The sequence below is a fragment of the Citrobacter sp. Cpo142 genome, assembly GCF_030332425.1.
Classification (GTDB): domain Bacteria; phylum Pseudomonadota; class Gammaproteobacteria; order Enterobacterales; family Enterobacteriaceae; genus Citrobacter; species Citrobacter portucalensis.
This window is the reverse complement of record NZ_JAOWHW010000109.1, coordinates 305878-331916: the sequence shown is the minus strand read 5'-3', so window position 1 is coordinate 331916 and position 26039 is coordinate 305878. Positions and strand designations below refer to the sequence as shown.

Below are 26039 nucleotides of genomic sequence, written 5' to 3'. Positions count from 1 at the left end.
AAAACGCTATGCAGAAAAAATCAGTATTTCTCGCGCTGTCACTGGCTTTCAGCGCGACCGTTTGGGCAAATGAGGTGACGATTAACGGCACCGGCGTAAGCCTGGAAGCCAATAAAGCGCCGATCAATACGGCAAAGAATCCGCAGGCGATTGCGCAGTTGCCCGCAAACCTGCACCTGGCCGTACCGGGTAAATTCACCGTGGCGATTGCCGGGCTCAGCCAGCCGCCGCTGACCGTCTTTGCCGATGACAATAAGACGTTGATCGGCAGCGAGGCGGACATCGCGCGTCTGGTGGCGGACAGCCTGGGACTGGAGCTCAACGTTGTGCCCACGTCATGGGAAGACTGGCCGCTGGGCGTCACTTCCGGCAAATACGATGCCGCGATCAGCAATATTACCGTCACCAAAGCACGCAAAGAAAAATTCGATTTCGCGACGTATCGGAAGGACTCTCTTGGCTTTTATGTCAAAACCGGCAGCAAGCTGAAGAAAATCGAGCAGGCGGAAGATATCGCCGGACTGCGCATTATCGTCGGTTCGGGGACTAACCAGGAAGCCATCCTGCTGGCCTGGAATGATGAGAACGTGAAGAAAGGGTTACAGCCGTTTACGCCGGTGTATACCAAAGATGATGCCGCGCAAACCCTGGCCCTACAGTCAGGCCGCGCCGATGCCTACTTCGGTCCTAATGTAATCGGCGCGTGGAAAGCTGCACTCAACGGTAAAACGCAATTAGTGGGTAGCGTTGATGGCGGTTGGCCAAAAGCGGCACACATTGCTGTGACGCTGAAAAAAGACAGCGGTCTGGTTCTGCCGGTACAAACCGCCCTCAACGGTGTGATTGGCAACGGCGACTATGACAAGGTGCTGAATCGTTGGGGAGAAGGGGTGGAACGCATTCCACAATCTGAAATCAACCCGGCCGGTTTAGGCGACTAAGGAGGTCATCGTGAGCGATCAATTTCGCGTGCTCTCACCGGAAGCCAGCGAACTGCAGCCCATTTTGAACGGTCTGTTCGGTGAATATGCCGCCCGCTATGGCGATTACTTTTCTCGCGACGCTGAAGTGGAACTGACCGAATGGTATCTGGCGCCGCAGGGACTTTTTGTGGTACTGGAGCGCCGCGGCGAAATTATCGCCACCGGGGCTTACAAACCTTACGACAAGGACACCGCCGAGATTAAGCGTATCTGGACAAAAAGCAGCCTGCGTCAGCAGGGGCTGGCAGCGCGCGTGGTGCAGGAACTGGAACGTAGAGCGCTGCTCGCAGGCTACAGCCGGATTTATCTGACCACGGGATTTCGCCAGCCGGAGGCCGTCAGACTTTATTTAAGCCAGGGCTACGATCCGCAATTTGATACGACGCGCGATCCCGAAGAGTACAGCCTGCCGCCGTTTGATGGACGGCTGCGCTTTACCAAACTGCTGACTATTGCCGGTCAGGCCAGAATCGCCTGAGGAGAGAAAATGAAAACGACAGATAGCATTAGAGTCGTACCGGCACGTTATCCCATGCGTACCGTAGGCGCGGTCATTGCCTTATTTGCCCTTGCGGTAATTCTCCAGTCCGTGGCGTTTAATCCGCGCTGGGAATGGAGCGTGTTTGCCCGCTGGTTCTTTGATCCGGTTATCTTGTCCGGCCTCGGGCAAACGCTGTTACTGACGCTGATCGGGACGCTGTTGAGTATTCTCATCGGCGGTCTGCTGGCGTTGGCGCGGCTTTCATCTTCCTGGCTGTTGAACGGTCTGGCATGGGGGTACATCTGGCTGTTTCGTTCGTTACCGCTGATTGTGGTGCTGATCGTTTTGTACAACTTCTCCTATCTGTACGACACGTTGACAATTGGTATTCCGTTCACTCCCATTCAGTGGAGAAGTTTTGAGACCATCAATGTGCTCGGCCAGTTTTCTACTGCGGTGGTTGGCCTGACGTTGGTACAAAGCGCCTATACCGCTGAAATTATTCGCGGTGGATTTTTAGGGGTCGATCACGGTCAGTACGAGGCAGCGGCAGCACTGGGCTTACCGGCAGGGCGACGTACGCTGCGGATCATTCTGCCGCAGGCGCTGCGCACCATTTTGCCTGCTGGCTTCAATGAAATCATCAGCCTGGCGAAAGGGACGGCGATGGTATACGTGCTGGCAATGCCGGAGCTGTTCTACACCATCCAGATGATCTACAACCGCACGCAGGAAGTGATCCCGCTGTTGATGGTGGGTGCGGTGTGGTATCTGGTGATCACCAGCGTCCTGTCGTTAATTCAGCACCTGGTCGAACGTGCGCTGGCACGCAGCGAACGACGTTCAGCCATCAATACCGCCCGGGTAAGTCGTGCAGAAAAACGCAGTCGTCAACGTCCACAGCAGGAGGCCGTCCATGTCCCACTCGCCTGAAGGCCATATTTCTATTACCGGTGTCAGCAAATACTTTGGTCGCCACAAAGCGCTGGATAATGTGTCGCTGGAGATCCCTCCCGGTACGGTAACGGTTATTCTTGGCCCGTCCGGTTCAGGGAAATCAACACTCCTGCGGACCATCAACCATCTGGAACGCGTCGATGAGGGGTTTATTCAAATCGATGGCGATTACATTGGCTATCGTCGGCAGGGAGACAAGCTGTATGAGTTGAAAGAGGCGGAAATTTTGCGCCAGCGGGTTAATGTCGGCTATGTGTTCCAGAACTTTAATCTGTTCCCGCACTTAACGGTGCTGGAGAACCTGATTGAAGCGCCCATTGCACACGGACTGGCATCGCGTAAAGCCGCCACCGAGCGAGCATTAACTCTGCTTGATGCAGTTGGGTTGCGTAATAAAGCCGATGCCTGGTCGCGTCACTTATCCGGCGGTCAGCAGCAGCGTATCGCTATTGCCCGTGCGCTGGCGCTAAATCCGCGCGTCATGTTGTTTGATGAACCTACATCTGCGCTGGATCCTGAACTGGTCGGTGAAGTACTGGATGTCATTAAAGCACTGGCGAGGTCGGGAACCACGCTGGTTGTGGTAACGCATGAGATTGGCTTCGCCCGGGAAGTGGCGGATCAGGTGGTGTTTATGGTCGATGGCAAAATCGTCGAGCAGGGCAGCAGCGAGCAGGTGCTGAATCATCCATGCCACACGCGCACTCAGCAGTTTTTGTCGAAAGTGCTTTGAGATACATTGCGGCACAATGCTGTGCCGCACAGAGGTTATACAGTGACGACGATTTTGCCTACCTGGCCGTTGGCTTCCATGTATTGATGTGCTTCGACGATATCATCAAAGGCAAAGGTTTTATCAATCAGCGGCTTGAGCTGGCCAGACTGCAATCCTTCAAAGATAAACCGTTTCGCCCGCGCAAGTTTTTCTGCATCCGTGGTGATTTCGAAAATCTCATAGCCGCGGAAGGTCAGATGACGGCCGAGTATCTCAATGACCGGGATAGAAAGGTCACGTGAATCAAGCGAACCATACTGGAAAAAGAGCCCACCGGCTGGCATCACTTGGGCAATTTTTGCCACCGCTGGGCCACCGACCGGATCGAACACCACGCGGGTTCCCTTACCCTCAGTAATCCGCTGAATCTCGGCCACCAGATCCTGCTCCTGGCTTGCAACAACCTCTGCCGCGCCCAGTTGCAGCAGCTGATCACGTTTCTCACTGGTCCGTGTCATCGCAATCGGTTTTGCTCCCCGCATGTTAGCAATCTGAATTGCCGCCAGTCCGACGCTGCTGGAAGCAGCATTGATCAGCACGTTATCACCGGGCTTAATATCCGCATATTCAACCAGCGCACCGAAAGCGGTCACATACATCATCCAACTGGCAGCAGCCTCAGTAAAGCTCAGGTTTTGTGGATGCTTTACGACCGCGTGAGCGGGGGCATTAACGACTTCACCATACATTCCATATTGATGAAAGCTGAATGCCGGGATGACGCTAACGTAATCGCCAGGTGCAAACTCACGTACGTTGTCTCCCACTGATTCAATGACTCCAGCGGCTTCATAACCCAGTCGCGCCGGGAAATTAGGTTGGTAAATATACTGTCCGGTGCGGTACATAACTTCAGCACGGTTGATACCAATAGCCCGCACGCGGATCTGAACCTCATTTGCATCAGGCGCGGGAACCTGCATCTCCTGAATCTTCAGGGTTTCAGCGCCACCAATTTGATTAAAAACTACGACCTTAGACATAGCAGACCTCAGTAAATTGTTCTGTATTGGGTCTGCACAATTTAACGACTCAGATGAGAGTGAAAAACCGCTGTTGCGGAACTTCATTATTACTTATTTTGTAATAATCCCTGAAGCCGCGGTTTTTGTTGGCTAAAAAGTTCGCATAACCAGTCAATGAATACCCGAACCCGAGGGGCGAGATGACGTCTGTCCGGGTAAAGCACCGAAACTGGTTTTGATTCTCCGGTATAATCGGCCAGCACCTCAACAAGCTGGCCTGACTGAAGATAGGGCGCAAGGACAGCATGAACGCCACGAATAATGCCGAGTCCAGATAAGCAGCCGGTTAACAGAATATCGGAGTTATCAACGCTTATCCGCCCTGCGGGGGTGAACGATTCGGTTTTACCTCTATTGATGAAGGTCCATTCCAGCGCTTCGCGATGACGCTCGCTAAAAAAGTTAAGCGCCTGGTGTCGGGATAAATCCTCTGGCACCTGCGGCACCCCCTGCCTTTGCAGATAATCAGGTGAAGCACAGGTCACCATTTTGACCTCACCAAGCCGCCTGGAGATCAAGGTCGAATCTTGTAGCTCGCCAATACGGATCATGCAATCGATGCCTTCGGCAAGCATATCGATTCTACGGTCGGTGGAGGTGAGTACCATCTCGATGTCAGGATATCGCGACTGGAAATCTTTCAGCGCAGGAACTAACACGGAGTGCGCAAGCGACAGAGGAGCATTAACCCTGAGTTTTCCGCGTGGCGGGCGAGTAGGTGAAAAAGAAGCCATGATGTCATCAACATCGCTGAGCAGTTTTTTTGTGCGTTGGTAAAAGGCATCACCTTCTTCTGTCAGACTCACTTTACGAGTCGTGCGGTTAAGCAACTTTGCCCCCAGATCGTCTTCAAGATGTTGGATAGCTTTGGTGACCGCAGGGCGGTGCAGGTGTAACACATCTGCGGCTCTGGCAAATCCACCTTGCTCAACAACCTGTACAAAAATGTTCATGTATTCAAACATACTGGAACGCATTGCTTATTCTCCCCCGGTATTCGACCATTGTTATTATGAAAGTAATAATCATGCCTGCATAGGTTGTCGAATGCTGCTCTACACTTAGGGTTTTAACTTTGGGGATTGCAGCATGATTAAGGTCTATGGGGTACCTGGCTGGGGATCGGCCATCAGTGAAGTGATGCTCACACTGGCGGATATCCCTTACAGCTTTATTGATGTGGACGGTTTTGACAGCGATGGTCCTTCGCGGGAGTTGCTTAAAACAATGAATCCACTGTGTCAGGTGCCCACGCTGGTACTGGAAAATGGCAGCGTGATGACGGAAACGGCGGCGATCGCGCTGATGATCCTCGATCGTCGCCCCGAACTTTCACCACCCGTTGGACACGCCGAACGCCAGCAGTTTCAGCGTCTGCTGATATGGTTGGTCGCAAATGTCTATCCCACGTTTACCTATGCCGATTATCCTGATCGATGGGTACCGGACGCCCCGGCTCAGTTGAAAAAGAACTGTATCGAGTACCGTAAATCCCTCTATATGTGGCTGAACAACCAGCTAAGCGCCGAGCCGTACGCATTTGGGGATCAGCTAACACTGCTGGACATTTACATTGCCGTTATGCGCACCTGGGGACCAGGGCATGACTGGTTTCAGGACAACACGCCGAATATTAGCGCCATCGCCGATGCGGTTTGTCAGCATCCGAGACTGCGTACTGTACTGAAAAGCAATAAGATTATTTGAATAAAAAAACGCTGTTCCGCAGGAGTGCAAATCCCGGAACAGCGGGCGAACTATCGCCATAAGTTTAAATTACGCGACAGAAGGGGTCAGCGTAATACGATCCAATGGACCCACGATAAACAGATAAGAAATCAGGCCAATCAGCCCCATCGAACCGACGTACAGAATGGCGTAATCAAAAGACTGGGTATTCGCCAGAATGACGCCAATTACCAGTGGCGTGATGATACTGGCCATATTGCCGCACATATTGAATACGCCGCCTGCAATACCGAGCACTTCTTTTGGCGAGGTATCGCTAAGTACGCACCATCCCAGATTGCCAAAGCCTTTGGCGAAAAACGCCAGACTCATCGCCGCGATCACCACAAATTCTGACGAAGTGTAGTTGGCGATAACGATGACGCAGGAAAGTAACATCCCGCAGATAACCGGGAGCTTACGGGCAATCGTCAGGCTGTAGCCGCGTTTTAAAAGCCAGTCGGAGAAAACGCCGCCTAATAATCCACCGATAAAACCGGCAATGGCCGGGATACTGGCGACAAATCCCACTTTGAGGATCGACATGCCTTTCGCCTGATACAGATAGGTAGGGAACCAGGTCAGGAAGAACCAGGTAATTGACGTTACGCAGAACTGTCCGATGTAAATGCCAATCATCATGCGGTTGACGCAGACGCTTTTAATTTGCGCAAAGGTAATCTTCTGTGGCTCTTTTTTATTACCCAGCGACGGTTCACCACCGCCTTCCCGGATATAGTCAATTTCCTGCTGGTTCACCTTTGGATGATGCATGGGATCTCTGACTTTGACCAACCAGAAGATGCCAAGAAGAACGCCTATTGCCCCAATGTAATAAAACACAAAGTGCCAACTGAGATTATGCAAAATAATCGTCATTAACGGCGTAATAATCCCTAACGAGATATATTGCGCGGCCTGATAGACTGAGGTAACAAAGCCCCGTTCGTTATTAGGAAACCACTGCACGCTTAATCGGCTATTGGCCGGAAAGGCCGGAGCTTCAATCGCCCCCATCAGTAATCGTAAGATAATCAATACGACAAGCGGGCTGGCGTACAGATAAATGGTGCCCTGAAACATAGTCACCAGCGACCAGCCAATCAGTGCGCAGCCGTATACCAGACGCGAGCCATAGCGATCCAGCAGCCAGCCGCCGGGTAGTTGCATAATGACATAAGAAATACCGAAGGCAGAAAAGGCCAGCCCCATAGCTTCAGGATCAAAACCTAATTCTTTGCTCATAATCGGCGCCACGACGGATAACGTCGCGCGATCGGCATAATTAAATACGGTCGCAAGAAACAGAAATATCAGAATGCCGTAACGCACTTTTGTGCGCTTTATTATTGTGTTCATCACCCACTCCTTTCATAAGGTTGAGAGCGTTTTTGTAGGGGAGGAGGGCGGGTATTGCTTACCCGCCAAATACATTAAGGTCGTTTGCCAAACTCGCAGGTTAATTGCGTCCAGCGGCGCGCCTGCTCGCTGATGCTGAAGCCCAGACCGTGACGATCGGAAACCCACATCCGGCCATCACGCAGCTCAAGTTGTTCATTAAATAACGGGTTCAGCCATTCGAAATGCTCCAGCCATGGTTCAAGTGGATAAGCGGCGGACAGATGCAGGTGAACTTCCATAGCGAAGTGCGGAGCCAGTTTGCGACCATGTTTAGCCGCCAGGTCCATAATTTTCAGGAACGGTGAAATCCCTCCCACACGCGGTGCATCGGGCTGCACAAAATCGCTGGCATTGCCGAGGATCAGCTGTTCATGTTCGCGGAAGCTGGTCAGCATTTCACCGGTGGCTATTGGGGTATCAAGCGCGGCGGCCAGTTGGGCGTGGCCTTCAACATCGTAGGCGTCCAGCGGCTCTTCAATCCAGATTAGATTGAACTGCTCCATTTTACGTCCCATACGGATGGCGGTTTCCCGATCCCATTGCTGATTGGCATCGACCATTAGCGGGAAGTCATCCCCCAGTGCTTCACGCACCGCGGTTAAGCGGAGAATATCTTCGGCGCAGTTTGGCTGACCAACTTTGAGTTTGATACCTCCAATGCCGTTTTCACGGGAAATAACCACGTTTTTAAGCACCTGATCCAGCGGGGTATGCAGGAATCCGCCGGAGGTGTTGTAGCACTGAACGGAGTCCCGATGCGCGCCAAGCAGTTTTGCCAGCGGCAATCCTGCACGTTTGGCCTTCATATCCCATAAGGCGATATCGATAGGGGAGATAGCCTGTACCGCCATGCCGCTGCGCCCCACGGAAGCGCCAGCCCAGAGCAACTTGGTGTAGATCTTGTCAATATCGTTTGGATCTTCGCCTAACAGGTTATCGGCAATTTCTTTGGCATGCGCATAGATCCCCTGGCCGCCAGCCCGCTTGGAGTAACTAAATCCCACACCTTCAAACCCGTCGCGGCTGCGGATCTCGGCAATGATTATGGCGACTTCGGTTAGCGGTTTCTGGCGACCGGTGAGCACTTTGGCATCGCTCACGGGTGTTGCCAGCGGAAGGAAAGCCAGAGACAGTTTTACCCATTCAATACGGTCACCGGTTTCTGCTGCGGTTTTGGCGTTGGCCGATTTGGCATAGGTTACGGCATCGGAATTGGCACTTAAAGACATATTGTTCTCTCCTGGTGATAACAAATGATTGCGCTATCATTTTTAATGTTAGCGCAATCACAGCGCCAGTGAATTGACTGCAATTTGAACAATCGCTCACAAATACAGAGAGAAAAGGGTGGTAAATTATAAACGACGTCACATTCCAGTACTTTATGGAGAAATGCACAAATCATTATGATTGCGCTATCATTTTAATTAACGATAATTAACTAAGCTGCTGTTTTCTCAGCGTTATCGCCGAGAGTCGCTGGCAATAGCCCAAATCATGATGAATAATGCCAGCATAAATCAGCGATTTTTGACAAGGGCATCGACAGTGAAAAATCCCAAACCTCCGCGCGCCCCCACGCTGGAAGATGTTGCCCGTACCGCGGGATTGTCACCCATGACGGTGAGCAGGGCGTTGAATACCCCGCAGATGGTGCGCCCGAAAACGGTTGAAAAAGTGATGCAGGCGGTGCGCGCCACCGGCTATATTCCCAACGCACTGGCTGGGGGACTGGCGTCACGTCGCAGCAAGCTTATCGCCGTGGTTATTCCGCAAATTAACAACAATATGTTTGTCGATACCATCCAGTCATTAAGTGATGAACTGGCAGAACGCGGATACCACATTTTGCTCTGCGTGTCGGGTTATACGCCGCAAACAGAGGCGGAGCTGGTGGCGACGCTGCTTTCTCGTCGCCCGGATGGCGTAGTACTTACCGGTATTCATCATACCGCCGAGCTGAAAAAGGTGATTCTTAATGCGGCCATCCCGGTCGTGGAAATCTGGGATTTAACCCCAACACCCATCGATATGCTGGTCGGCTTTTCGCATGAAAAGGTCGGGCAGGCGGTGGCAGACTATCTGTTGGAAAAAGGTTATCGACGTCCGGGGTTGTTATGGACAGCCGATCGTCGGGCAGGCCAGCGTAAACAAGGACTGTGCGATGCGTTGAGTCGTCATGGTATTGCGGCTGACGCACAGGTGGATGTCCCGCTTCCGGCCTCTCTGGCATTGGGACGCGCAGGATTGACGCAGCTATTGGCGGATCGCGAGTTTGATGTCATTGTCTGTAGCTCAGATACGTTAGCTCAGGGGGCAATCATGGAAGCCGAGAGCCGCGGTATACGCGTGCCGCAAGAGTTAGCGGTAATCGGTTTTGGCGATCTGGATTTTGCTGCCAGCAACCGGCCCGCCATCACCACCGTCAGCGTCGACAGACGGGCCATCGGGCAACGCGCCGCCTCACTGCTTGCCGATCGTATCGAACAAATTCCGCGTGAAGACGATATTATTGATGTCGGTTTTCATCTGGTAGAACGAGAGTCCGCATAAGTTACCTGCAATCCAAAACTATAAGGAATCTGCTATGCCGCACGTTGATATTAAATGTTTTCCTCGCGCTCTTACCGACGAACAAAAAACCGCCCTGGCGGCGGATATTTCCGAGGTTATTATTCGCCATTTGCAAAGCAAAGACAGTTCAGTCAGCGTGGCGCTCAATGAAGTTGAGCCAGAGGCGTGGCAGGGCGTGTGGGATGCGGAAATTGCGCCGCAGATGGCGAGATTAATTAAAAAACCTGGCTACAGCATGTAAGAAAAAACGGGCGGATTTCCGCCCGTTTTCGTTGTGCTTATGGTGTAACGATGTTGAACCAGAATTCGAATTTATCCATATAGCCGAGCATGGCATCAAGCTTGGCGCCGTCACCGGTAATCTTCACATCACCACTGTCTTGTGCCTGTTTCAGCGTCACTTCTTTGAGGATGATTTTGTTCAGCGTATCGCGATTAAGCGTGACAGTGGCGTCGGCATCTTTCGCTTCGGCATTGGCGGTATGGTTCAGGACGCCATTCTCCAGTTCAAGCTTATATTTACCGCCATCACTGCCAAGATCGATGTTAAATACAGACTTCGCATCACCCGCTTTTTGTCCGTTAATATGCACTGCCAGATAATCGAAGAACATTTCCGGCGTCATAGCACGAACGGTATCCGGGCTGGCGGTATTCGGGGTTGGGCCTTTGACTACGCCGTTTCGCAGCTCTTGCGCCCCGGTCAGATAGAAGTTACGCCACGGGCCGGATTCAGCCTGATAACCCAGTTGCTCCAGCGCATCCGCTTCCAGATTACGCGCGGTCTGGTTATTTGGATCGGCAAATACCACTTTGCTCACCACCTGAGCCACCCAGCGATAGTTACCCTGGTCATAGTCGGTTTTGGCTTTCTGCAAAATGGCGTCAGCGCCGCCCATGTAGTCGACAAATTTCTTCGCAGACTCTTCCGGCGGCAGCTCATCCAGCGTTGCCGGGTTGCCGTCAAACCAGCCGAGGTAGAGCACATAGGTCGCTTTTACGTCATGGCTCACGGAACCATAGTAACCGCGGTTAGCCCAGGTATGGGCCAGTGAGTCCGGCAGCTTAAAGTTGGCGGCGATTTCATCGCGGGTCAGACCTTCGTTAGCCATGCGTAACGTCTGGTCGTTGATGTAACGATACAGATCGCGCTGGCTTTTCAGCAGGCTGACCACCTTGTCATTACCCCAGGTTGGCCAGTGGTGCTGCGCCATGAGCACTTCGGCTTTATCACCCCAGCGCACAATCGCTTCGTTGATGTATTTGGACCACGGCAGCGGCTCACGAATTTTGGCTCCGCGCAGGGAGTAGGTATTGTGCAGGGTGTGGGTGACATCTTCAGCGGATTCAATCAGTTTCTTCTCTTCGATGTACCACAGCATTTCCGACGGTGCTTCGGAACCCGGGGCCAGCATGAAGTCATAAGTCAGGCTGTCGATGACCTCTTTTTGTCCATCTTTCTCAATGATATTTGTTGGCGCAATCAGGGTAACGGTTCCCGCGGAGGTCGTGGTTCCCAGTCCCGCGCCGACCTGGCCTTTGGCATCAGGTTTTAGCAGGTTGCCGTACATGTAGCTCGCGCGGCGGCTCATGACGTTACCCGCCATGATATTCTCAGCGACCGCGGCTTCCATAAAGCCGGCTGGTGCATAAACTTTCACTTTGCCCGCTTTAACGTCGGCTTCATCAACAACGCCGCGAACGCCGCCGTAATGGTCAACGTGGCTGTGGGTATAAATTACCGCGACAACCGGTTTTTGACCGCGGTTTTTAAAGTAAAGATCCATCCCGACTTTGGCCGTTTCTGCCGAGACCAGCGGGTCAACGACGGTGATGCCTTCTTTACCTTCAATAATGGTCATGTTCGACAGATCGAGGTTACGGATCTGGTAAACGCCATCCGTTACTTCAAACAGCCCGCTGATGTTGATCAACTGGGACTGACGCCACAGGCTCGGGTTTACCGTATCCGGGGCTTTATCGCCTTCTTTGATAAACGCATATTGCTGCGGATTCCAGATAACATTTCCCTGCTCGCCTTTGATCACGTCCTGCGGGAGTGGAGCGATAAAGCCTTTGTGGGCGTCGGTAAAGTCGGTGTTATCGGAGAAGGGCAGTTGGTTGTAAAGCGCGTTGTTGGCTTGTTGCGTGGCGGCGGTTGCGTCTTTGGGGGCTTCAGCGGCCATAACAGGAACAGAAAACGATGTGAGTAACCCAGCAAGTATAAAACTTTGTGCGATTCTGTTAAGTTGCATCGTAAAACCTCTCTGACACTTCAAAAGTACAGTTGGGGATGCTGCTTTGACGGATAGCGTTTTGATTAGGTATTTGAGTTAGTGCAAGATTAACTATAATTCACATGAATGATTAGGCAAGGAAGGCAGAGTAATTTATCTAACTGGTTTTTCAGAGGTTTTAAGAAAACAGTTGCGGATGACAGAGCAGAACTGCCATCCGCTAGCATACTATCATTCACCTGCGATAATACGTTTCCCGCTGGAGATAAACGTTCCGGCCCCAAGGTGATGCAGAGTATTGAGCTTGCCATCATCAAACTGCCAGCGTCCTTCCACGAAGGCTCGCTCATCAGCGGCAGCGGAGACCACTTCCCCAAACAGAGTGTCATATTTTTCCTGTGCCGCCGTGGCTGGCAACAGGCGACACTCCATCCAGGCCAGACATTTCGCTTCTATCAGCGGTAAACCTAGCACGGGTCCTTGCACCACGGGAATGCCGTAACAGTTGAATTTATCTTCCACGCGACCGGAAACGCTGCCTACGGCCCAGGTCCAGTTGACGGCGGCGATACCCGGAATAACGATGCCGAATTTACCGCTACGTTCAATGAGATCCCGCGACCAGGCGGTCTTATCAACAACAATTGCTACCCGCGGCGGCTCAAATTCCACGGGCATTGACCACGCCGCAGCCATCACATTTCGCCGCTCGGTATGCTCATCCCGGCTGGTTATCAATATCGTTGGGCCATGATTGAGTAGCCGACTGGCATGTTTTAATTCGATCGGACGAAAATGGCTCATGGATGCTCCTTGGCTGAGAGATAACACACCACAATAAACATAGATATTAACGGTATTAGCGATTTTGTCGCCTCACAGGAATTAACAACGCACAAAATCGACAGCGTAAAACGAAAAATACGTTATAAGTACTGCATTAATCGAACAGGAACTCCGTATGACGCCTTTTTTAACCGCTTACTTTGCCCGTATTGGCTGGTCAGGTTCGGCCAACGTCAACATTGAAACCTTGCAAGCGCTGCATTTACTGCATAACGCCGCGATTCCCTTTGAAAACCTGGACGTATTACTGCCAAGAGAGATGCAGCTTGACGATTTGTCGCTGGAAGAGAAGCTGGTAACGGCGCGTCGTGGCGGTTATTGCTTTGAACAGAACGGCGTGTTTGAACGCGCGCTACGCGAAATCGGTTTTAACGTACGTAGCCTTCTCGGTCGCGTGGTACTGGCAAATCCGTCAAGCCTGCCGCCGCGCACGCATCGTTTGTTGCTGATTGAATTACAGGGTGAACAGTGGATTGCCGACGTTGGCTTCGGCGGGCAAACGCTGACAGCGCCGATTCGTCTGCAGGCTAACACTGAGCAGAAGACGCCACACGGCGAATATCGGCTGATTCAGGAAGGTGAAGATTGGATCCTCCAGTTCCGTCATCACGAACACTGGCAGTCAATGTATCGTTTCGATCTGGTCGTGCAGCATCAGAGCGATTATCTGATGGGCAACTTCTGGTCCGCACACTGGCCGCAATCACATTTTCGCCATCATCTGCTGATGTGCCGTCATCTGCCCGACGGCGGGAAATTAACGTTAACCAATTTTCACTTTACCCATTATCAGGATGGACATGCGGTAGAGCAGATTAATTTGCCTGACGTCGCCAGTTTGTATGCGTTGTTGCAAGAACGATTTGGACTGGGTGTGGATGACGTGAAGCATGGGTTTACCGAAGATGAGTTAGCGACGGTAATGGCGGCGTTTGATACGCATCCGGAGGCGGGGAAATAGGGGCATCGGAAGTCATGCCGGATGCGGCGTCATCGCCTTATCCGGCTTTCGGGAACAATTAAAAATCTATCGCCCATTCTGCGTGAAACAGGATCACCGCCGAACCGGTAATGGTGACTTTTTTCGGCTGGTTTTCACGGATAGTCACCGTCACATCAACAATCCCGTCGCGCCCGAGCGCACGGCCCTGATGCCCCTGAACACGTAACGTTTTCCCATCATGCGCCATCAGCCCATGGTGAACCAGCCACGCCCCCATTGGACCGTTGGCATTGCCGGTAACCGGGTCTTCCACAATACCAATAGCAGGTGAAAACATGCGGCCATCAGTGGCGTTTTCGCCCTCGCGGATTTGAAAAGGGAAGAAACCGTTACAGCCAATTTGTTGGCTGATGGCGGTCAAAGCCGGTAAATCAGGGGAAAGGGCGTCGAGATCCACCTCGGGTTTCAGTGGAATCATCACTTTCGAATGCCCGGTCGTGGCAACCTGAATGGGTAAGCCTGCCAGCATATCGTCTTCGCTCAGGTGCAACGCATCGAGAATCGCAGTACGAACAGCGCCCTCCAGCGGAGGTTCAAAACCCGGTTCACCTTGCTCAAGGCTAATGCGATAGTCGTTCCCGGTAGCGTCAATATCCACGCGATGACGTCCGGCCAACGAGGTTTGCCAGACCGTGCAGTTACCCAGACTCAGCACCCTGGCCCGCACGTAATGCGCGGCGACGGTAGCATGCCCACAGATAGGAACTTCGACCGTCGGGGTGAAATAGCGGATGCGAACATCGCTGTCGTCACTGGTCAGCAGAAATGCGGTTTCTGAATGACGCAGCTCGCGAGCGATGAGCTGCATCTGCGCGTCGCTCAGTCCATCAGCATGTAAAACCACACCTGCTGAGTTGCCGCGAAAAGGGACCGGGGTAAAGGCATCGACGTGGTAAACCTGTGGTTTCATTAGCGTTCTCCCTGAAATGGAGAAGCATCATAACGCACAAAAAGCGGGATAGCGATGCAGGCCCGGTAAGCGCAAGCGCTACCGGGCATCAGAGTTCAATTATCGGCGGGAACGCACTATTTGGTAGCGGCGAGTGAAGTACTCAAACGGCGCACTCCATACGTGGACCAGACGGGTGAACGGGAATAGCAAGAAGATAGTCATCCCCAGAACCAGGTGCACACGGAAAATCAACGCCACGCCATCCAGATGCGCAGATGCGCCGCCCTGGAAAGTCACCACTGACTGCGCCCAACCGACCAGTTTCAGCATTTCACTGCCGTCTGGATGTTGCGCAGAGAACGGGATGGTGGTTAAGCCGAGGATACACTGAATCAACAGAACGCAGAGGATCAGAATATCGGCGGTGGAAGATGTCGCACGAATACGCGGGTTGGTCAGACGGCGCACCAGCAAACCTGCGCCACCAACCAGCGTCAGTACGCCACAAAGCCCACCGGCAATCATCGCCATCTGTTGTTTCACCGCAATCGGCAGGAACCAGGCATACATCCAGTGCGGCGTTAGCATGCCGAACAGGTGACCGAAAAAGATCCCCAGAATGCCGATGTGGAACAGGTTTGACCACAGCACCATGCCGCGTTTGTCCAGCATCTGGCTGGAAGAGGCGCGCCAGGTATATTGCCCGTAGTCATAGCGTAGCCAGCTGCCGAGGATAAATACCGTACCGCACAGGTACGGGTAGATGTCGTAAAAAAAGACGTTCAGGTACTGTATCATTTCGGGCCTCCCGCGCTGACGTCGACATACTGCGGCGCCACGTCCTGGCTAAAGCGTCGTTGATAGTTTTGTAACGGTGAACTGTCGCAAGCGGTGGCGTTATCCTCGATAAACTTCACCTGTTCCTCTTCCCACACCGCATCCAGCGCCTGACGAGTATCATCGCGGGTTTCAGCACCAACCTGCTTAGTGACACTGTCACTTGAAAGAGGGCTTCCGGCAAGCAGCAGCAGTGCGTCAAACAGTTGATACCACGGCGTATCGCGCTGTTTTAAGCGCCCGCCCAACAGAGCCAGAATCGGTGCAACGTTCTGCAGTCCTTCTTTGGCCTGGTCCTCCGGCAACACGCTCAAATACTCCAGATACAGCGGCAGATGATCCGGCAGTTCGCGGCAGTCGAGCTGTAGCCCGACCTTTTCATACTGAGCCAGCAGATCAACCATCGCCTGACCCCGGTCACGGGACTCGGCGTGCACGTGCTCAAACAGCAGCAGAGAGGTGGCCCGGCCCCGGTCAAAGATTTCGCACCATTCCGCTTGTTTATCCAGCAGTGGCGCATTGAGCAATCCCTGGCTAAATTCGGTAAGCATGGGGGCATCGCTGGCCACAAGCGCCAGCGCGTCGTCTTTACACTCCCACAGCAGCTCGTCGGGATATTCCATCAGCAGGCCGATAACCTTCAGGATTTGCATTATTCACCCTCCGCTTTATCGCGCACTTCAGTGATGTCGATCGCATCAATACGGCTACTGTTAAACAGGTTGAATTTGGTATCTGAGCCATGGCAGCCGTCACCGAAGGTAAATCCGCAGCCGTTTTTCTCCGGGAAGGCATCGCGCGCCATTTCACGGTGGCTGGTCGGGATCACAAAGCGGTCCTCATAGTTGGCGATGGCCAGATAGCGATACATCTCCTCAACCTGCTCAACGGTCAAACCCACTTCCTCAATCGCGCGGGTGTCCGTCACACCTTCCACTGTTTGCGCACGCATATAGTGACGCATGGCCATCATACGTTTCAGCGCGCGCAGCACCGGACCGGTATCACCCGCACTGAGCATGTTAGCGAGGTACTGAACCGGAATTCGCAGCGACTCAACCGCCGGCAAAACGTTACCATTGTGCGGCAGTCCGCCCGCGTCGGCGACCGACTGAATCGGTGACAATGGCGGTACATACCAGACCATCGGCAGGGTGCGATATTCCGGGTGCAGCGGCAGCGCCAGTTTCCAGTCCATCGCCATTTTGTAGACTGGCGAACGTTGGGCCGCTTCGATGACGTTATGCGGAATACCTTGTTTTAACGCCTCTTCAATGACCGCCGGATCGTGCGGGTTGAGGAATACATCGCACTGACGCTCATAGAGATCGGTCTCATGCTCGGTGCTGGCCGCTTCTTCGATGCGGTCGGCGTCGTAGAGCAATACGCCGAGATAACGGATACGCCCAACGCAGGTTTCCGAACATACCGTCGGCTGGCCGGACTCAATACGCGGGTAGCAGAAAATGCACTTCTCAGACTTACCGCTCTTCCAGTTAAAGTAGATTTTTTTGTACGGACAGCCGCTGATGCACAAGCGCCAGCCGCGACATTTGTCCTGGTCGATCAGCACAATGCCGTCTTCTTCACGCTTATAGATAGCACCGCTTGGGCAGGTGGCGACACAGCTTGGGTTCAGGCAGTGCTCGCACAGGCGCGGTAAATACATCATGAAGGTGTTTTCGAACTGGCCGTACATCTCCTTTTGCATCTTCTCGAAGTTACGGTCGCGAGCACGTTTTGAGAATTCGCCGCCAAGCAGTTCTTCCCAGTTTGGACCCCAGATAATCTTGTCCATCCGCTTTCCATCAATCAGCGAACGCGGACGCGCGGTGGGCTGATTCTTGCTTTCCGGCGCGCTATGCAGATGCTGATAATCGTAGGTAAACGGCTCATAGTAATCATCGATTTGCGGGATCACCGGGTTGGCGAAAATTTTGGTGATGACGCCCATCTTACCGCCCAGACGCGGTCTTATCTTGCCGTTAACATCGCGAACCCAGCCGCCTTGCCACTCTTCCTGATCTTCCCAGTTTTTTGGATACCCAATCCCCGGTTTAGTCTCGACGTTGTTAAACCACGCATATTCCATCCCTTCACGCCCGGTCCAGACGTTTTTACAGGTGACGGAGCAGGTGTGGCAGCCGATGCACTTATCCAGATTAAGAACCATGCCTACCTGTGAGCGTATTTTCATTTTTTCGCCTCCTGTACCTGATCGCGACCTTCATCATCCAGCCAGTTAATATTTTTCATTTTTCTAATCATGATGAACTCATCGCGGTTAGAGCCGACCGTACCGTAATAGTTGAAGCTGTATGCCAGCTGCGCATAGCCACCTATCATGTGCGTGGGTTTCGGGCAGACGCGGGTCACCGAGTTATGGATCCCGCCACGCATCCCGGTGACTTCAGAGCCAGGGATATTCATGATTCGCTCCTGAGCGTGATACATCATGGTCATTCCCGGCGGCACACGTTGACTCACCACTGCACGTGCGGTGAGCGCACCGTTGGCGTTGAAAGCTTCAATCCAGTCGTTATCCTCAATGCCCAGCTCTTTGGCATCGGTCTCGCTGATCCAGACAATCGGTCCGCCGCGCGACAGCGTCAGCATCAGCAGGTTTTCGCTATAGGTAGAGTGGATCCCCCATTTCTGGTGCGGCGTCAGGAAGTTGAGCGCTTTTTCCGGGAAGCCGTTAGGCGGAACTTCGCGCATTTCACTGACGCTGCGGGTATCGATAGGTGGACGATACGCCACCAGACTTTCACCAAACGCACGCATCCACGCATGATCCTGATACAGCTGCTGGCGACCGGACAGGGTACGCCATGGGATCAGCTCGTGGACGTTGGTATAGCCTGCGTTATAGGAAACATGTTCACTTTCCAACCCAGACCAGGTGGGGCTGGAGATGATTTTGCGCGGCTGCGCCTGGATATCGCGAAAACGGATCTTCTCGTCTTCTTTGTTCAACGCCAGATGCGTATGGTCGCGTCCGGTCATCGCCCCCAGCGCTTCCCAGGCTTTCACCGCCACCTGACCGTTTGTTTCCGGTGCCAGGGCAAGGATCACCTCAGAGGCATCCAGCGCGGTGTCAATCAGCGGGCGTCCTTTTGCCGGGCCTTCGCGCTTGGTATAGTTCAGCTTGCCGAGGAAATCGACTTCCGCCTGGGTATTCCACGCAATGCCTTTCCCGCCATTACCGAGTTTGTCCATGAGCGGGCCAAGTGAAGTAAAGCGTTCGTAGGTGGCGGGGTAGTCACGCTCCACAACGGCGATATTCGGTGCCGTTTTGCCCGGGAGGAGATCGCATTCGCCTTTGCGCCAGTCCTGAATGTCAAACGGCTGCGCCAGCTCTGCCGGAGAGTCGTGTTGCAGCGGTTGCAACACGACATCCGTTTCTTGTCCAAGGTGTCCGACGCAAACCTCAGAGAATACTTTGGCGATGCCTTTGTATATTTCCCAGTCGCTCTTCGATTCCCATGCCGGATCGACCGCCGCGGACAACGGGTGAATAAACGGATGCATATCCGAGGTGTTCATATCGTCTTTTTCATACCAGGTCGCGGTTGGCAAAACGATATCGGAGAACAAACAGGTGCTGGACATACGGAAATCGAGGGTAACCAGCAGATCGAGCTTGCCCTCTATCGCCGCGGACTGCCATTCAACTTCTTCAGGTTTAATCCCCTCACTTGAACCGAGCGCTTCCCCCTGGATCCCGCTTTCGGTACCCAGTAAATACTTGAGCATGTATTCATGCCCTTTACCGGAGGAACCGAGCAGGTTAGAGCGCCAGACGAAGAGGTTGCGCGGATGGTTTTTGCCGTTATCCGGCTGCTCGCAGGCAAAACGAATATCACCCGATTTCAGCGCCTGTGCGGTGTATTGCGCAGGAGATAGCCCCGCTTGTTCGGCTTTTGCTTTGACTGTCAGCGGGTTGAGGTTAAGCTGCGGCGCAGACGGCAGCCAGCCCATTCGTTCAGCACGTACGTTAAAGTCAATCAAATGTCCGCTAAATTTCGACGCATCGGCCAGCGGAGAGAGGAGTTCCTGCGCGGTGAGTTTTTCATAACGCCACTGACTGGAGTGGTTGTAGAAAAACGAGGTGCTGTTCATCTGACGCGGCGGACGGTTCCAGTCCAGCGCAAAGGCCAGCGGCAACCAACCGGTTTGCGGACGCAGTTTCTCCTGACCCACATAGTGCGCCCAGCCACCGCCGCTTTGTCCCACGCAACCACAGAACACCAGGATGTTAATCATCCCACGGTAGTTCATATCCATGTGATACCAGTGGTTAACGCCAGCACCGAGAATGATCATCGAACGGCCATGCGTTTTGTGTGCCGTATCGGCAAACTCACGGGCGATCTGTTCGATATGACGGCGTGGCACGCCGGTGATTTGCTCGCCCCAGGCCGGGGTGTAGGCTTTCACTTCGCTGTAATCTTGTGCGCTATGAACGTCATCCAGACCACGATCGAGGCCATAATTCGCCAGCACCAGATCATAGACGCTTACCACCGGGCAACGGCTACCATCAGCGAGGGTAAGATGTTTTACCGGCAGTTGACGGATCAGCACCGGTTCTTGTTTTACACTGCGAAAATGCGGGTTTTCGTTGCCGCCAAAATAGGGGAATGCCACACCGGTCACTTCATCATGCTGACCGAGCAGCGAGAGAGAAAGTTCAGTTTCAGCGCCTGCCGCCAGTGGTTCCAGGTTCCATTTGCCTTTCTCCCCCCAGCGAAAACCGATAGATCCATTCGGGACAACCAGTTCGCCAGCACTGTTAAAGGCTACCGTTTTCCACTCCGGATTGTTGCTTTCGCCCAAACCATCGACAAGATCTGAGGCGCGCATCATGCGTCCAGGCACGTAGCTGCCATCTTCCCGGGCATCCAGTAAAACCAGCATCGGCATGTCGGTATAGCGACGGCAGTAATTGAGGAAATAATCGCTGGGGTTGTCGAGGTGGAACTCTTTCAGGATGACGTGGCCCATGGCCATTGCCAGCGCGCTGTCGGTCCCTTGTTTAGGTGCCAGCCACTGGTCGCACAGTTTGGCGACTTCCGAGTAGTCTGGCGTAATGGCAATCGTCTTGGTGCCTTTGTAGCGTACTTCTGTGAAAAAGTGCGCATCCGGGGTACGGGTCTGCGGCACATTAGAGCCCCAGGCGATGATATAGCTGGAGTTATACCAGTCGGCGGATTCAGGAACGTCGGTCTGCTCGCCCCAGGTCATCGGTGACGCGGGCGGTAAGTCGCAGTACCAGTCATAGAAGCTCAGACAGGTTCCGCCGATTAGCGAGAGATAGCGTGTGCCGGCGGCATAGGAAACCATCGACATCGCAGGGATCGGGGAGAAGCCGACCACGCGATCCGGGCCGTAGGTTTTCACCGTCCAGACGTTGGCGGCAGCAATCAGCTGATTAAGCTCTTTCCAGTTAGAACGGATAAACCCACCGCGCCCGCGTACCTGCTTGTAGCTCTGGCATTTTTGCGGGTCGTTCATAATGGATTCCCAGGCCAGCACCGGATCGGGCTGGCGGGAGAGGGCGTCGCGCCACAATTCGATTAAGCGTTTACGCACCAGCGGATATTTCAGGCGGTTCGCGCTATAGAGATACCACGAGTAACTGGCGCCGCGTGGACAGCCACGGGGCTCATGATTTGGCAGGTCAGGACGGGTACGCGGGTAGTCGGTTTGCTGCGTTTCCCAGGTCACCAGCCCGTTTTTAACGTAGATCTTCCAGCTGCATGAGCCGGTACAGTTAACGCCGTGGGTAGAACGCACAATTTTGTCGAACTGCCAGCGCTGACGATAGCTGTCTTCCCAGTCCCGGTTGGTGTGCATTACTTGCCCATGCCCCTCGGCAAACGTATCGCCCTTTTGTTTAAAGTAGCGAAAGCGGTCTAACAGTTTACTCATGACATAACTCCTGCTTCGATAATATTGCCGACGGTGAATCGAACGCCAGGCCTGATCCGGCCTACCTAAATGTCCGATCCTGCGGTATCCATTTTGTTATTTTTTTTGTGATTTACGGCCATAGACCAACCAGGTCACCAGCACGCAGACGATGTAAAACACGAGGAATATTTTCATGGCACCCACAGGAGAGCCGGTCAATGCCAGCGATGAGCCAAACGCTTTAGGAATGAAGAAGCCCCCCACAGCGCCAATGGCGGAGATAAATCCCAGGGCGGCTGCGGTATCGGTTACCGCTTCCCGCTGAGCTTGCTCTTCGGTACCACCGCGCAGCTTCACCCGATAAATTGTGATTTTGCGAAAGATCACCGCAATCATCTGGAAGGTTGAACCGCTGCCCAGACCCGCGGTCAGGAACAAGCCCATAAACACCAGATAAAACGCGATAAAGCTTCCTTCGCCCGAGCCGGGCAAAGTGAGAAACAGCAGGGCGCTGAACAGTGCCATAAAGATGAAGTTAATTAAGGTGACACGCACACCACCAAACTTGTCAGAGATAACACCGCCCGCCGATCGCGCAAGCGCACCGATGAAGGGACCGAAGAACGCCAGTTGCAGGATATTCACGTCGGGGAACTGGGTTTTCGCCAGCATGGCAAAGCCTGCTGAAAAACCGATAAATGAACCGAAGGTGGCGAGATACAGCAGACTTAATAACCACAGATGAAAACGCTTGAGGACCGGTAACTGGGAGGCAATTGAGGCCTTCGAGCTGGCAATGTCGTTCATTCCCATGCCCGCTGCCACGGTGGCTATCAGCAGTAACGGCACCCAAATCCATGCGGCATTGGCCAGCGACAATAACGAGCCATCAGCTTGTGGTACGCCCTGTACGCCCAAAAAGGTAAATATGGGCAGAAAGATCACCAGTGGCGCGATCAACTGCATCACGCTGACGCCGAGGTTGCCGAGACCACCGTTAACGCCTAATGCGCTACCTTGTTTCGCTTTGGGGAAGAAAAAGCTGATATTGCCCATGCTGGAGGCAAAGTTAGCGCCAGCAAAACCACACATCAGCGCAATGATAATAAATACACCGAACGGAGTAGTGGTATTTTGCACGGCAAATCCGAGCCAGACGCAGGGAATAACCAGAATAATCGTACTAAAAATGGTCCAACGACGCCCACCAAATATAGGTACCATAAAGGAGTAGGGAACGCGCAATATTGCACCAGAAAGAGAAGGCAGTGCCGTTAATAAAAACAGTTGGTCAGTGGTGAAATTAAAGCCAATTTTATTCAGATTTACGGCAACGGCGCTGAACAACATCCAGACGCAGAACGCAAGCAGCAGGCAACTTACTGATATCCAGAGATTTCTGCGCGCAATGTGCTTGCCTTTATTTTCCCAAAAGCCGGGGTTCTCTGGTTTCCAGTCCGTTAAAAGATAACGATTATTTTTCTCATTTGATGATGACATATTATTCTCCATGCACATGCCGTTCATGAAAAAGAAATAAACGCATGCAGCGCCGCGCGGCTTCTTTTTAGAAACTATTGAAAAGTTTTAGGAATATTGACTGAAAGAATAGATAAAAAAGTGCAATAACGCGGCGTGATAGGAGAATTACACGTTGCTTAAGTGTTACTAATTGTAAACATAAAAGATGTATTGTTAATTCATCTATTACATCAAATAAATAACTCCTGCGTAATCATACGATCAAGATGACGATCGAATGCAGGATCGGCCATTTCTTCAATACCTAATATGTACATACCATCCAGGCCGCAGACTAATGCGATTAAACGCCATGCGACGTCGGCGGCATCAGGCGTGGATGAGAACTCACCGGCTTTCTGCCCTTGAGTAATAATGTTGGCGGTTTCTTCGTGCCACATTCGCATGGTCAACAGGTAGGCGCTTTTAATTTCCGGATCTTTACCCGCAACAACCTGTGCTTCACGCCATAGCTTAATATAGGGTTCCAGACCACCATCTTCACTGCCTAGCATCGCATGCAGTCGCTCACGGAAACTGGCGTCTTCGCTGACCAGTTCGGCATCAAGTAGGGTGCGGATAAGGCGCACAAATGCCTGGGATTTGAGCTCACCGGCAGAGGCGAAATGGTGATGTAGCTGGCCCGTCGCGACGTGAGCTTCGGCAGCAATGCGTCGAACCGTCATGGCGGAAAATCCTTCTTCAAGTGCGACACGCATTGCCGCTTGCAGAATCACTTCCCGACGTTCATCCCGATTTAGATAGCTCATCATTCCTCCTGTATCCGTATAGATCGCAGTCTAACAAAAAGTTGGACATATGTTCAATTTTCCGTAGGATCGCTAAAGCTGGACATGTGTCCAGTTTTGGTTTCGTTAGGGAGTTTTATGTTTCGTCAGTGGTTAACGTTAGTCATTATTGTGCTGGTCTACATCCCTGTTGCGATTGATGCAACGGTGCTGCACGTTGCCGCGCCCACGCTGAGTATGACGCTGGGTGCCAGTGGTAACGAGCTGCTGTGGATCATTGATATTTATTCCCTGGTAATGGCCGGTATGGTATTGCCAATGGGCGCGCTGGGGGATCGCATCGGCTTTAAACGTCTGCTGCTGTTAGGCGGTGGATTATTTGGTCTCGCATCGCTGGCGGCCGCTTTTGCTCATAGCGCAAGCTGGCTGATTGCCACCCGGGCGGTATTGGCGATTGGCGCGGCGATGATTGTTCCGGCAACGCTGGCGGGTATTCGCGCCACGTTCTCTGAGCAACGGCATCGAAATATGGCGCTCGGCGTCTGGGCAGCGGTCGGTTCCGGCGGTGCGGCGTTTGGCCCACTGGTTGGCGGGATGCTGCTGGAGCACTTCTACTGGGGGTCCGTATTCTTAATTAATGTGCCAATTGTCCTGGTGGTAATGGCCTTAACCGCACGCTTAGTGCCACGCCAGGCCGGACGTCGCGATCAATCGTTAAATTTTGGTCATGCGATCATGCTGATTGTTGCCATTCTGCTGTTGGTTTACAGCGCCAAAACCGCGCTAAAAGGGCATACGGCGACCGTTGCCATCGCCCTGACGCTGTTAACCGGCGCTTTACTGTTGTGGCAGTTTGTCCGTATCCAGCTTGCGGCAGCCCGCCCGATGATTGATATGCGTCTGTTCACGCATCGCATTATCTTAAGTGGCGTAGTGATGGCGATGACCGCGATGATAACGCTGGTGGGTTTCGAGTTGCTGATGGCACAGGAACTACAGTTTGTTCAAGGTTTAACACCGTATCAGGCAGGGTTGTTCATGCTGCCGGTGATGCTGGCCAGTGGTTTCAGCGGACCGATTGCCGGTATGCTGGTTTCACGCCTGGGATTACGTTGTGTGGCAACGGCGGGCATGGCGCTGAGCGCCGTTAGTTTTTACGGCCTGGCGATGACGGATTTCAGTAGCCAACAGGTACAAGCCTGGATTTTGATGGCTTTGCTCGGTTTCAGCGCCGCCAGTGCGCTCCTGGCTTCAACAGCGGCTATCATGGCAGCAGCGCCGGCGGAAAAAGCCGCGGCCGCGGGCGCCATTGAGACAATGGCTTATGAACTGGGGGCAGGACTTGGGATCGCTATCTTTGGTTTGCTGTTGAGCCGTAGCTTTTCTGCATCGATTCTGCCGCCAGCCGGACTTAATGCGCAGGAAATGGAACGTGCCTCATCGTCAATGGGGGAGGCGGTACAACTGGCGCACTCGCTCCCGCCGTCACTGAGTGAAGCATTGCTGACGGCTGCCAGAGAAGCGTTCACCTGGTCACATAGCGTGGCATTAAGCAGCGCCGGCAGCATGCTTATCGTATTAGCGATAGGAATGTGGTTCAGTCTGGCAAAGGTACAACGTTAATAACTAGTGAGCTAAATGACAGGGGTAATCCATCTCTTCGACTTCTTTCCCACTCAGTCGAGCGTATTGCCCCGTCAGTCTCCAGAACGCAGGCTGTGTTTCCGTATAGATTTCTGCCGCTAATATCAGGCGGCGGCGATCTACCTCATTAAGTTCCAGAAGTGTCCACGGAATAAAGTAGCGATCGCTGTCCGTCAACGTAAACCACAGTGGGCATCCGCAGCCGGAACAGAAGAACCGTTCACCACGATTTGAAGAAGGGAAGTGCGAAGGTTCTGCCGATTCTGGCGACATCAGCGGGTGAGCGCTGGCTTCCAGATACATGGCGATGCCGCCTGACCATTTCTGACACAGCGTACAGTGGCAGGCATAGACATCCAGCATTTCGACGTCAACGGTAAAATGACTCTGTCCGCAAAGACAACGACCAGTGAATGTCTGCACGGCATACTCCTTATGACCGAGTCTACATTAAGAGAAAAAGCCAGCCC

At 53.0% G+C, this 26039-nt stretch carries 23 protein-coding genes; 9 read left to right on the top strand and 14 right to left on the bottom strand.

Annotated features, from left to right (window positions below):
- Positions 1-8: 8 nt before the first annotated feature.
- From OGY18_RS27505 to OGY18_RS08275, 4 genes are read left to right on the top strand one after another with little or no spacing between them, the layout of a single operon-like run.
- Positions 9-941 carry an ABC transporter substrate-binding protein gene (locus OGY18_RS27505; RefSeq protein ID WP_032943502.1) on the top strand — a complete coding sequence of 311 codons (933 nt, stop codon included), beginning with the start codon at positions 9-11 and terminating at the stop codon, positions 939-941.
- 10 nt (positions 942-951) lie between these two features.
- Positions 952-1461, top strand: coding sequence for a GNAT family N-acetyltransferase (locus OGY18_RS08285; protein WP_003833076.1), 510 nt, complete (start codon positions 952-954; stop codon positions 1459-1461).
- A gap of 9 nt (positions 1462-1470) precedes the next feature.
- A complete protein-coding gene (locus OGY18_RS08280; RefSeq protein WP_286552569.1) occupies positions 1471-2397 on the top strand; it encodes an amino acid ABC transporter permease in 927 nt (308 codons plus the stop codon).
- Complete coding sequence (locus tag OGY18_RS08275) at positions 2381-3154, top strand: amino acid ABC transporter ATP-binding protein (protein WP_286552567.1); 774 nt, start codon at positions 2381-2383, stop codon at positions 3152-3154. Before OGY18_RS08280 ends, OGY18_RS08275 begins: the two co-directional genes overlap by 17 nt.
- Positions 3155-3189: 35 nt before the next feature.
- On the opposite strand, the gene OGY18_RS08270 is transcribed toward OGY18_RS08275, so the two are convergent.
- Both OGY18_RS08270 and OGY18_RS08265 read right to left on the bottom strand, forming a co-directional pair.
- Positions 3190-4179, bottom strand: coding sequence for a zinc-dependent alcohol dehydrogenase family protein (locus OGY18_RS08270; protein WP_286552565.1), 990 nt, complete (start codon positions 4177-4179; stop codon positions 3190-3192).
- Positions 4180-4268: 89 nt separating this feature from the next.
- The gene (locus OGY18_RS08265; RefSeq protein ID WP_286552563.1) at positions 4269-5198 is read right to left on the bottom strand and encodes a LysR family transcriptional regulator; all 930 of its coding nucleotides are present in this window, start codon (positions 5196-5198) and stop codon (positions 4269-4271) included.
- Between the two features lie 112 nt (positions 5199-5310).
- Here OGY18_RS08265 and OGY18_RS08260 point away from each other — a divergent pair, with 112 nt between their 5' ends.
- On the top strand, positions 5311-5928 hold the full coding sequence (locus tag OGY18_RS08260) for a glutathione S-transferase family protein (RefSeq protein ID WP_286552560.1): 618 nt from the start codon (positions 5311-5313) through the stop codon (positions 5926-5928).
- 69 nt (positions 5929-5997) lie between these two features.
- Here OGY18_RS08260 and OGY18_RS08255 read toward each other — a convergent pair whose 3' ends face one another.
- Both OGY18_RS08255 and OGY18_RS08250 read right to left on the bottom strand, forming a co-directional pair.
- The gene (locus OGY18_RS08255; RefSeq protein ID WP_286552558.1) at positions 5998-7308 is read right to left on the bottom strand and encodes an MFS transporter; all 1311 of its coding nucleotides are present in this window, start codon (positions 7306-7308) and stop codon (positions 5998-6000) included.
- 74 nt (positions 7309-7382) lie between these two features.
- On the bottom strand, positions 7383-8579 hold the full coding sequence (locus OGY18_RS08250) for an L-talarate/galactarate dehydratase (protein WP_286552555.1): 1197 nt from the start codon (positions 8577-8579) through the stop codon (positions 7383-7385).
- 319 nt (positions 8580-8898) lie between these two features.
- On the opposite strand from OGY18_RS08250, the gene OGY18_RS08245 reads away from it, so the two are divergent.
- Both OGY18_RS08245 and pptA read left to right on the top strand, forming a co-directional pair.
- Entirely contained in the window at positions 8899-9903 is a 1005-nt protein-coding gene (locus tag OGY18_RS08245; RefSeq protein ID WP_164562774.1) for a LacI family DNA-binding transcriptional regulator, read from the top strand.
- A 34-nt stretch (positions 9904-9937) separates the two neighbouring features.
- Positions 9938-10165, top strand: a complete 228-nt coding sequence (gene pptA, locus OGY18_RS08240) for a tautomerase PptA (protein WP_148361961.1) — start codon at positions 9938-9940, stop codon at positions 10163-10165.
- Between the two features lie 37 nt (positions 10166-10202).
- Here the strand turns inward: pptA and OGY18_RS08235 are convergent, their stop codons facing one another.
- Both OGY18_RS08235 and OGY18_RS08230 read right to left on the bottom strand, forming a co-directional pair.
- Positions 10203-12179 carry an alkyl/aryl-sulfatase gene (locus OGY18_RS08235; protein ID WP_286552552.1) on the bottom strand — a complete coding sequence of 659 codons (1977 nt, stop codon included), beginning with the start codon at positions 12177-12179 and terminating at the stop codon, positions 10203-10205.
- Positions 12180-12392: 213 nt separating this feature from the next.
- Entirely contained in the window at positions 12393-12965 is a 573-nt protein-coding gene (locus OGY18_RS08230; protein WP_003833054.1) for a flavin reductase family protein, read from the bottom strand.
- 157 nt (positions 12966-13122) lie between these two features.
- On the opposite strand from OGY18_RS08230, the gene nhoA reads away from it, so the two are divergent.
- Positions 13123-13968, top strand: a complete 846-nt coding sequence (gene nhoA, locus OGY18_RS08225; RefSeq protein WP_198579197.1) for an N-hydroxyarylamine O-acetyltransferase — start codon at positions 13123-13125, stop codon at positions 13966-13968.
- Positions 13969-14026: 58 nt separating this feature from the next.
- On the opposite strand, the gene OGY18_RS08220 is transcribed toward nhoA, so the two are convergent.
- The 7 genes from OGY18_RS08220 to OGY18_RS08190 all read right to left on the bottom strand — a co-directional run bounded on the left by OGY18_RS08220 (position 14027) and on the right by OGY18_RS08190 (position 23946).
- Complete coding sequence (locus OGY18_RS08220; protein ID WP_149280955.1) at positions 14027-14920, bottom strand: PhzF family isomerase; 894 nt, start codon at positions 14918-14920, stop codon at positions 14027-14029.
- Between the two features lie 99 nt (positions 14921-15019).
- Positions 15020-15700 carry a respiratory nitrate reductase subunit gamma gene (gene narI, locus OGY18_RS08215; RefSeq protein ID WP_003833047.1) on the bottom strand — a complete coding sequence of 227 codons (681 nt, stop codon included), beginning with the start codon at positions 15698-15700 and terminating at the stop codon, positions 15020-15022.
- Complete coding sequence (narW, locus tag OGY18_RS08210; protein ID WP_003833045.1) at positions 15697-16392, bottom strand: nitrate reductase molybdenum cofactor assembly chaperone; 696 nt, start codon at positions 16390-16392, stop codon at positions 15697-15699. The genes narI and narW overlap by 4 nt, the downstream gene beginning before the upstream one ends.
- On the bottom strand, positions 16392-17936 hold the full coding sequence (narH, locus tag OGY18_RS08205) for a nitrate reductase subunit beta (protein WP_003833042.1): 1545 nt from the start codon (positions 17934-17936) through the stop codon (positions 16392-16394). The genes narW and narH overlap by 1 nt, the downstream gene beginning before the upstream one ends.
- On the bottom strand, positions 17933-21673 hold the full coding sequence (locus tag OGY18_RS08200) for a nitrate reductase subunit alpha (RefSeq protein WP_008784806.1): 3741 nt from the start codon (positions 21671-21673) through the stop codon (positions 17933-17935). Before OGY18_RS08200 ends, narH begins: the two co-directional genes overlap by 4 nt.
- Positions 21674-21769: 96 nt before the next feature.
- A complete protein-coding gene (locus tag OGY18_RS08195; RefSeq protein WP_198579193.1) occupies positions 21770-23155 on the bottom strand; it encodes a NarK family nitrate/nitrite MFS transporter in 1386 nt (461 codons plus the stop codon).
- Between the two features lie 212 nt (positions 23156-23367).
- A complete protein-coding gene (locus OGY18_RS08190; RefSeq protein ID WP_003833036.1) occupies positions 23368-23946 on the bottom strand; it encodes a TetR family transcriptional regulator in 579 nt (192 codons plus the stop codon).
- A gap of 117 nt (positions 23947-24063) precedes the next feature.
- Between OGY18_RS08190 and OGY18_RS08185 the strand changes: the two genes are divergently transcribed.
- Complete coding sequence (locus OGY18_RS08185) at positions 24064-25548, top strand: MFS transporter (protein WP_286552546.1); 1485 nt, start codon at positions 24064-24066, stop codon at positions 25546-25548.
- 3 nt (positions 25549-25551) lie between these two features.
- Here the strand turns inward: OGY18_RS08185 and OGY18_RS08180 are convergent, their stop codons facing one another.
- On the bottom strand, positions 25552-25992 hold the full coding sequence (locus OGY18_RS08180) for a GFA family protein (RefSeq protein WP_003833032.1): 441 nt from the start codon (positions 25990-25992) through the stop codon (positions 25552-25554).
- Positions 25993-26039: the final 47 nt, after the last annotated feature.

Bases quoted from the DNA above. Each gene is read 5' to 3' on its own strand.
- OGY18_RS08260 (WP_286552560.1), top strand. From the start codon at position 5,311: ATGATTAAGGTCTATGGGGTACCTGGCTGGGGATCGGCCATCAGTGAA.
- OGY18_RS08220 (WP_149280955.1), bottom strand. From the start codon at position 14,920: ATGAAACCACAGGTTTACCACGTCGATGCCTTTACCCCGGTCCCTTTT.
- OGY18_RS08200 (WP_008784806.1), bottom strand. From the start codon at position 21,673: ATGAGTAAACTGTTAGACCGCTTTCGCTACTTTAAACAAAAGGGCGAT.
- pptA (WP_148361961.1), top strand. From the start codon at position 9,938: ATGCCGCACGTTGATATTAAATGTTTTCCTCGCGCTCTTACCGACGAA.
- narW (WP_003833045.1), bottom strand. From the start codon at position 16,392: ATGCAAATCCTGAAGGTTATCGGCCTGCTGATGGAATATCCCGACGAG.
- OGY18_RS08190 (WP_003833036.1), bottom strand. From the start codon at position 23,946: ATGAGCTATCTAAATCGGGATGAACGTCGGGAAGTGATTCTGCAAGCG.
- OGY18_RS08270 (WP_286552565.1), bottom strand. From the start codon at position 4,179: ATGTCTAAGGTCGTAGTTTTTAATCAAATTGGTGGCGCTGAAACCCTG.
- OGY18_RS27505 (WP_032943502.1), top strand. From the start codon at position 9: ATGCAGAAAAAATCAGTATTTCTCGCGCTGTCACTGGCTTTCAGCGCG.
- OGY18_RS08185 (WP_286552546.1), top strand. From the start codon at position 24,064: ATGTTTCGTCAGTGGTTAACGTTAGTCATTATTGTGCTGGTCTACATC.
- OGY18_RS08275 (WP_286552567.1), top strand. From the start codon at position 2,381: ATGTCCCACTCGCCTGAAGGCCATATTTCTATTACCGGTGTCAGCAAA.
- OGY18_RS08230 (WP_003833054.1), bottom strand. From the start codon at position 12,965: ATGAGCCATTTTCGTCCGATCGAATTAAAACATGCCAGTCGGCTACTC.
- OGY18_RS08250 (WP_286552555.1), bottom strand. From the start codon at position 8,579: ATGTCTTTAAGTGCCAATTCCGATGCCGTAACCTATGCCAAATCGGCC.
- nhoA (WP_198579197.1), top strand. From the start codon at position 13,123: ATGACGCCTTTTTTAACCGCTTACTTTGCCCGTATTGGCTGGTCAGGT.
- OGY18_RS08235 (WP_286552552.1), bottom strand. From the start codon at position 12,179: ATGCAACTTAACAGAATCGCACAAAGTTTTATACTTGCTGGGTTACTC.
- narH (WP_003833042.1), bottom strand. From the start codon at position 17,936: ATGAAAATACGCTCACAGGTAGGCATGGTTCTTAATCTGGATAAGTGC.
- OGY18_RS08280 (WP_286552569.1), top strand. From the start codon at position 1,471: ATGAAAACGACAGATAGCATTAGAGTCGTACCGGCACGTTATCCCATG.
- OGY18_RS08195 (WP_198579193.1), bottom strand. From the start codon at position 23,155: ATGTCATCATCAAATGAGAAAAATAATCGTTATCTTTTAACGGACTGG.
- OGY18_RS08255 (WP_286552558.1), bottom strand. From the start codon at position 7,308: ATGAACACAATAATAAAGCGCACAAAAGTGCGTTACGGCATTCTGATA.
- narI (WP_003833047.1), bottom strand. From the start codon at position 15,700: ATGATACAGTACCTGAACGTCTTTTTTTACGACATCTACCCGTACCTG.
- OGY18_RS08265 (WP_286552563.1), bottom strand. From the start codon at position 5,198: ATGCGTTCCAGTATGTTTGAATACATGAACATTTTTGTACAGGTTGTT.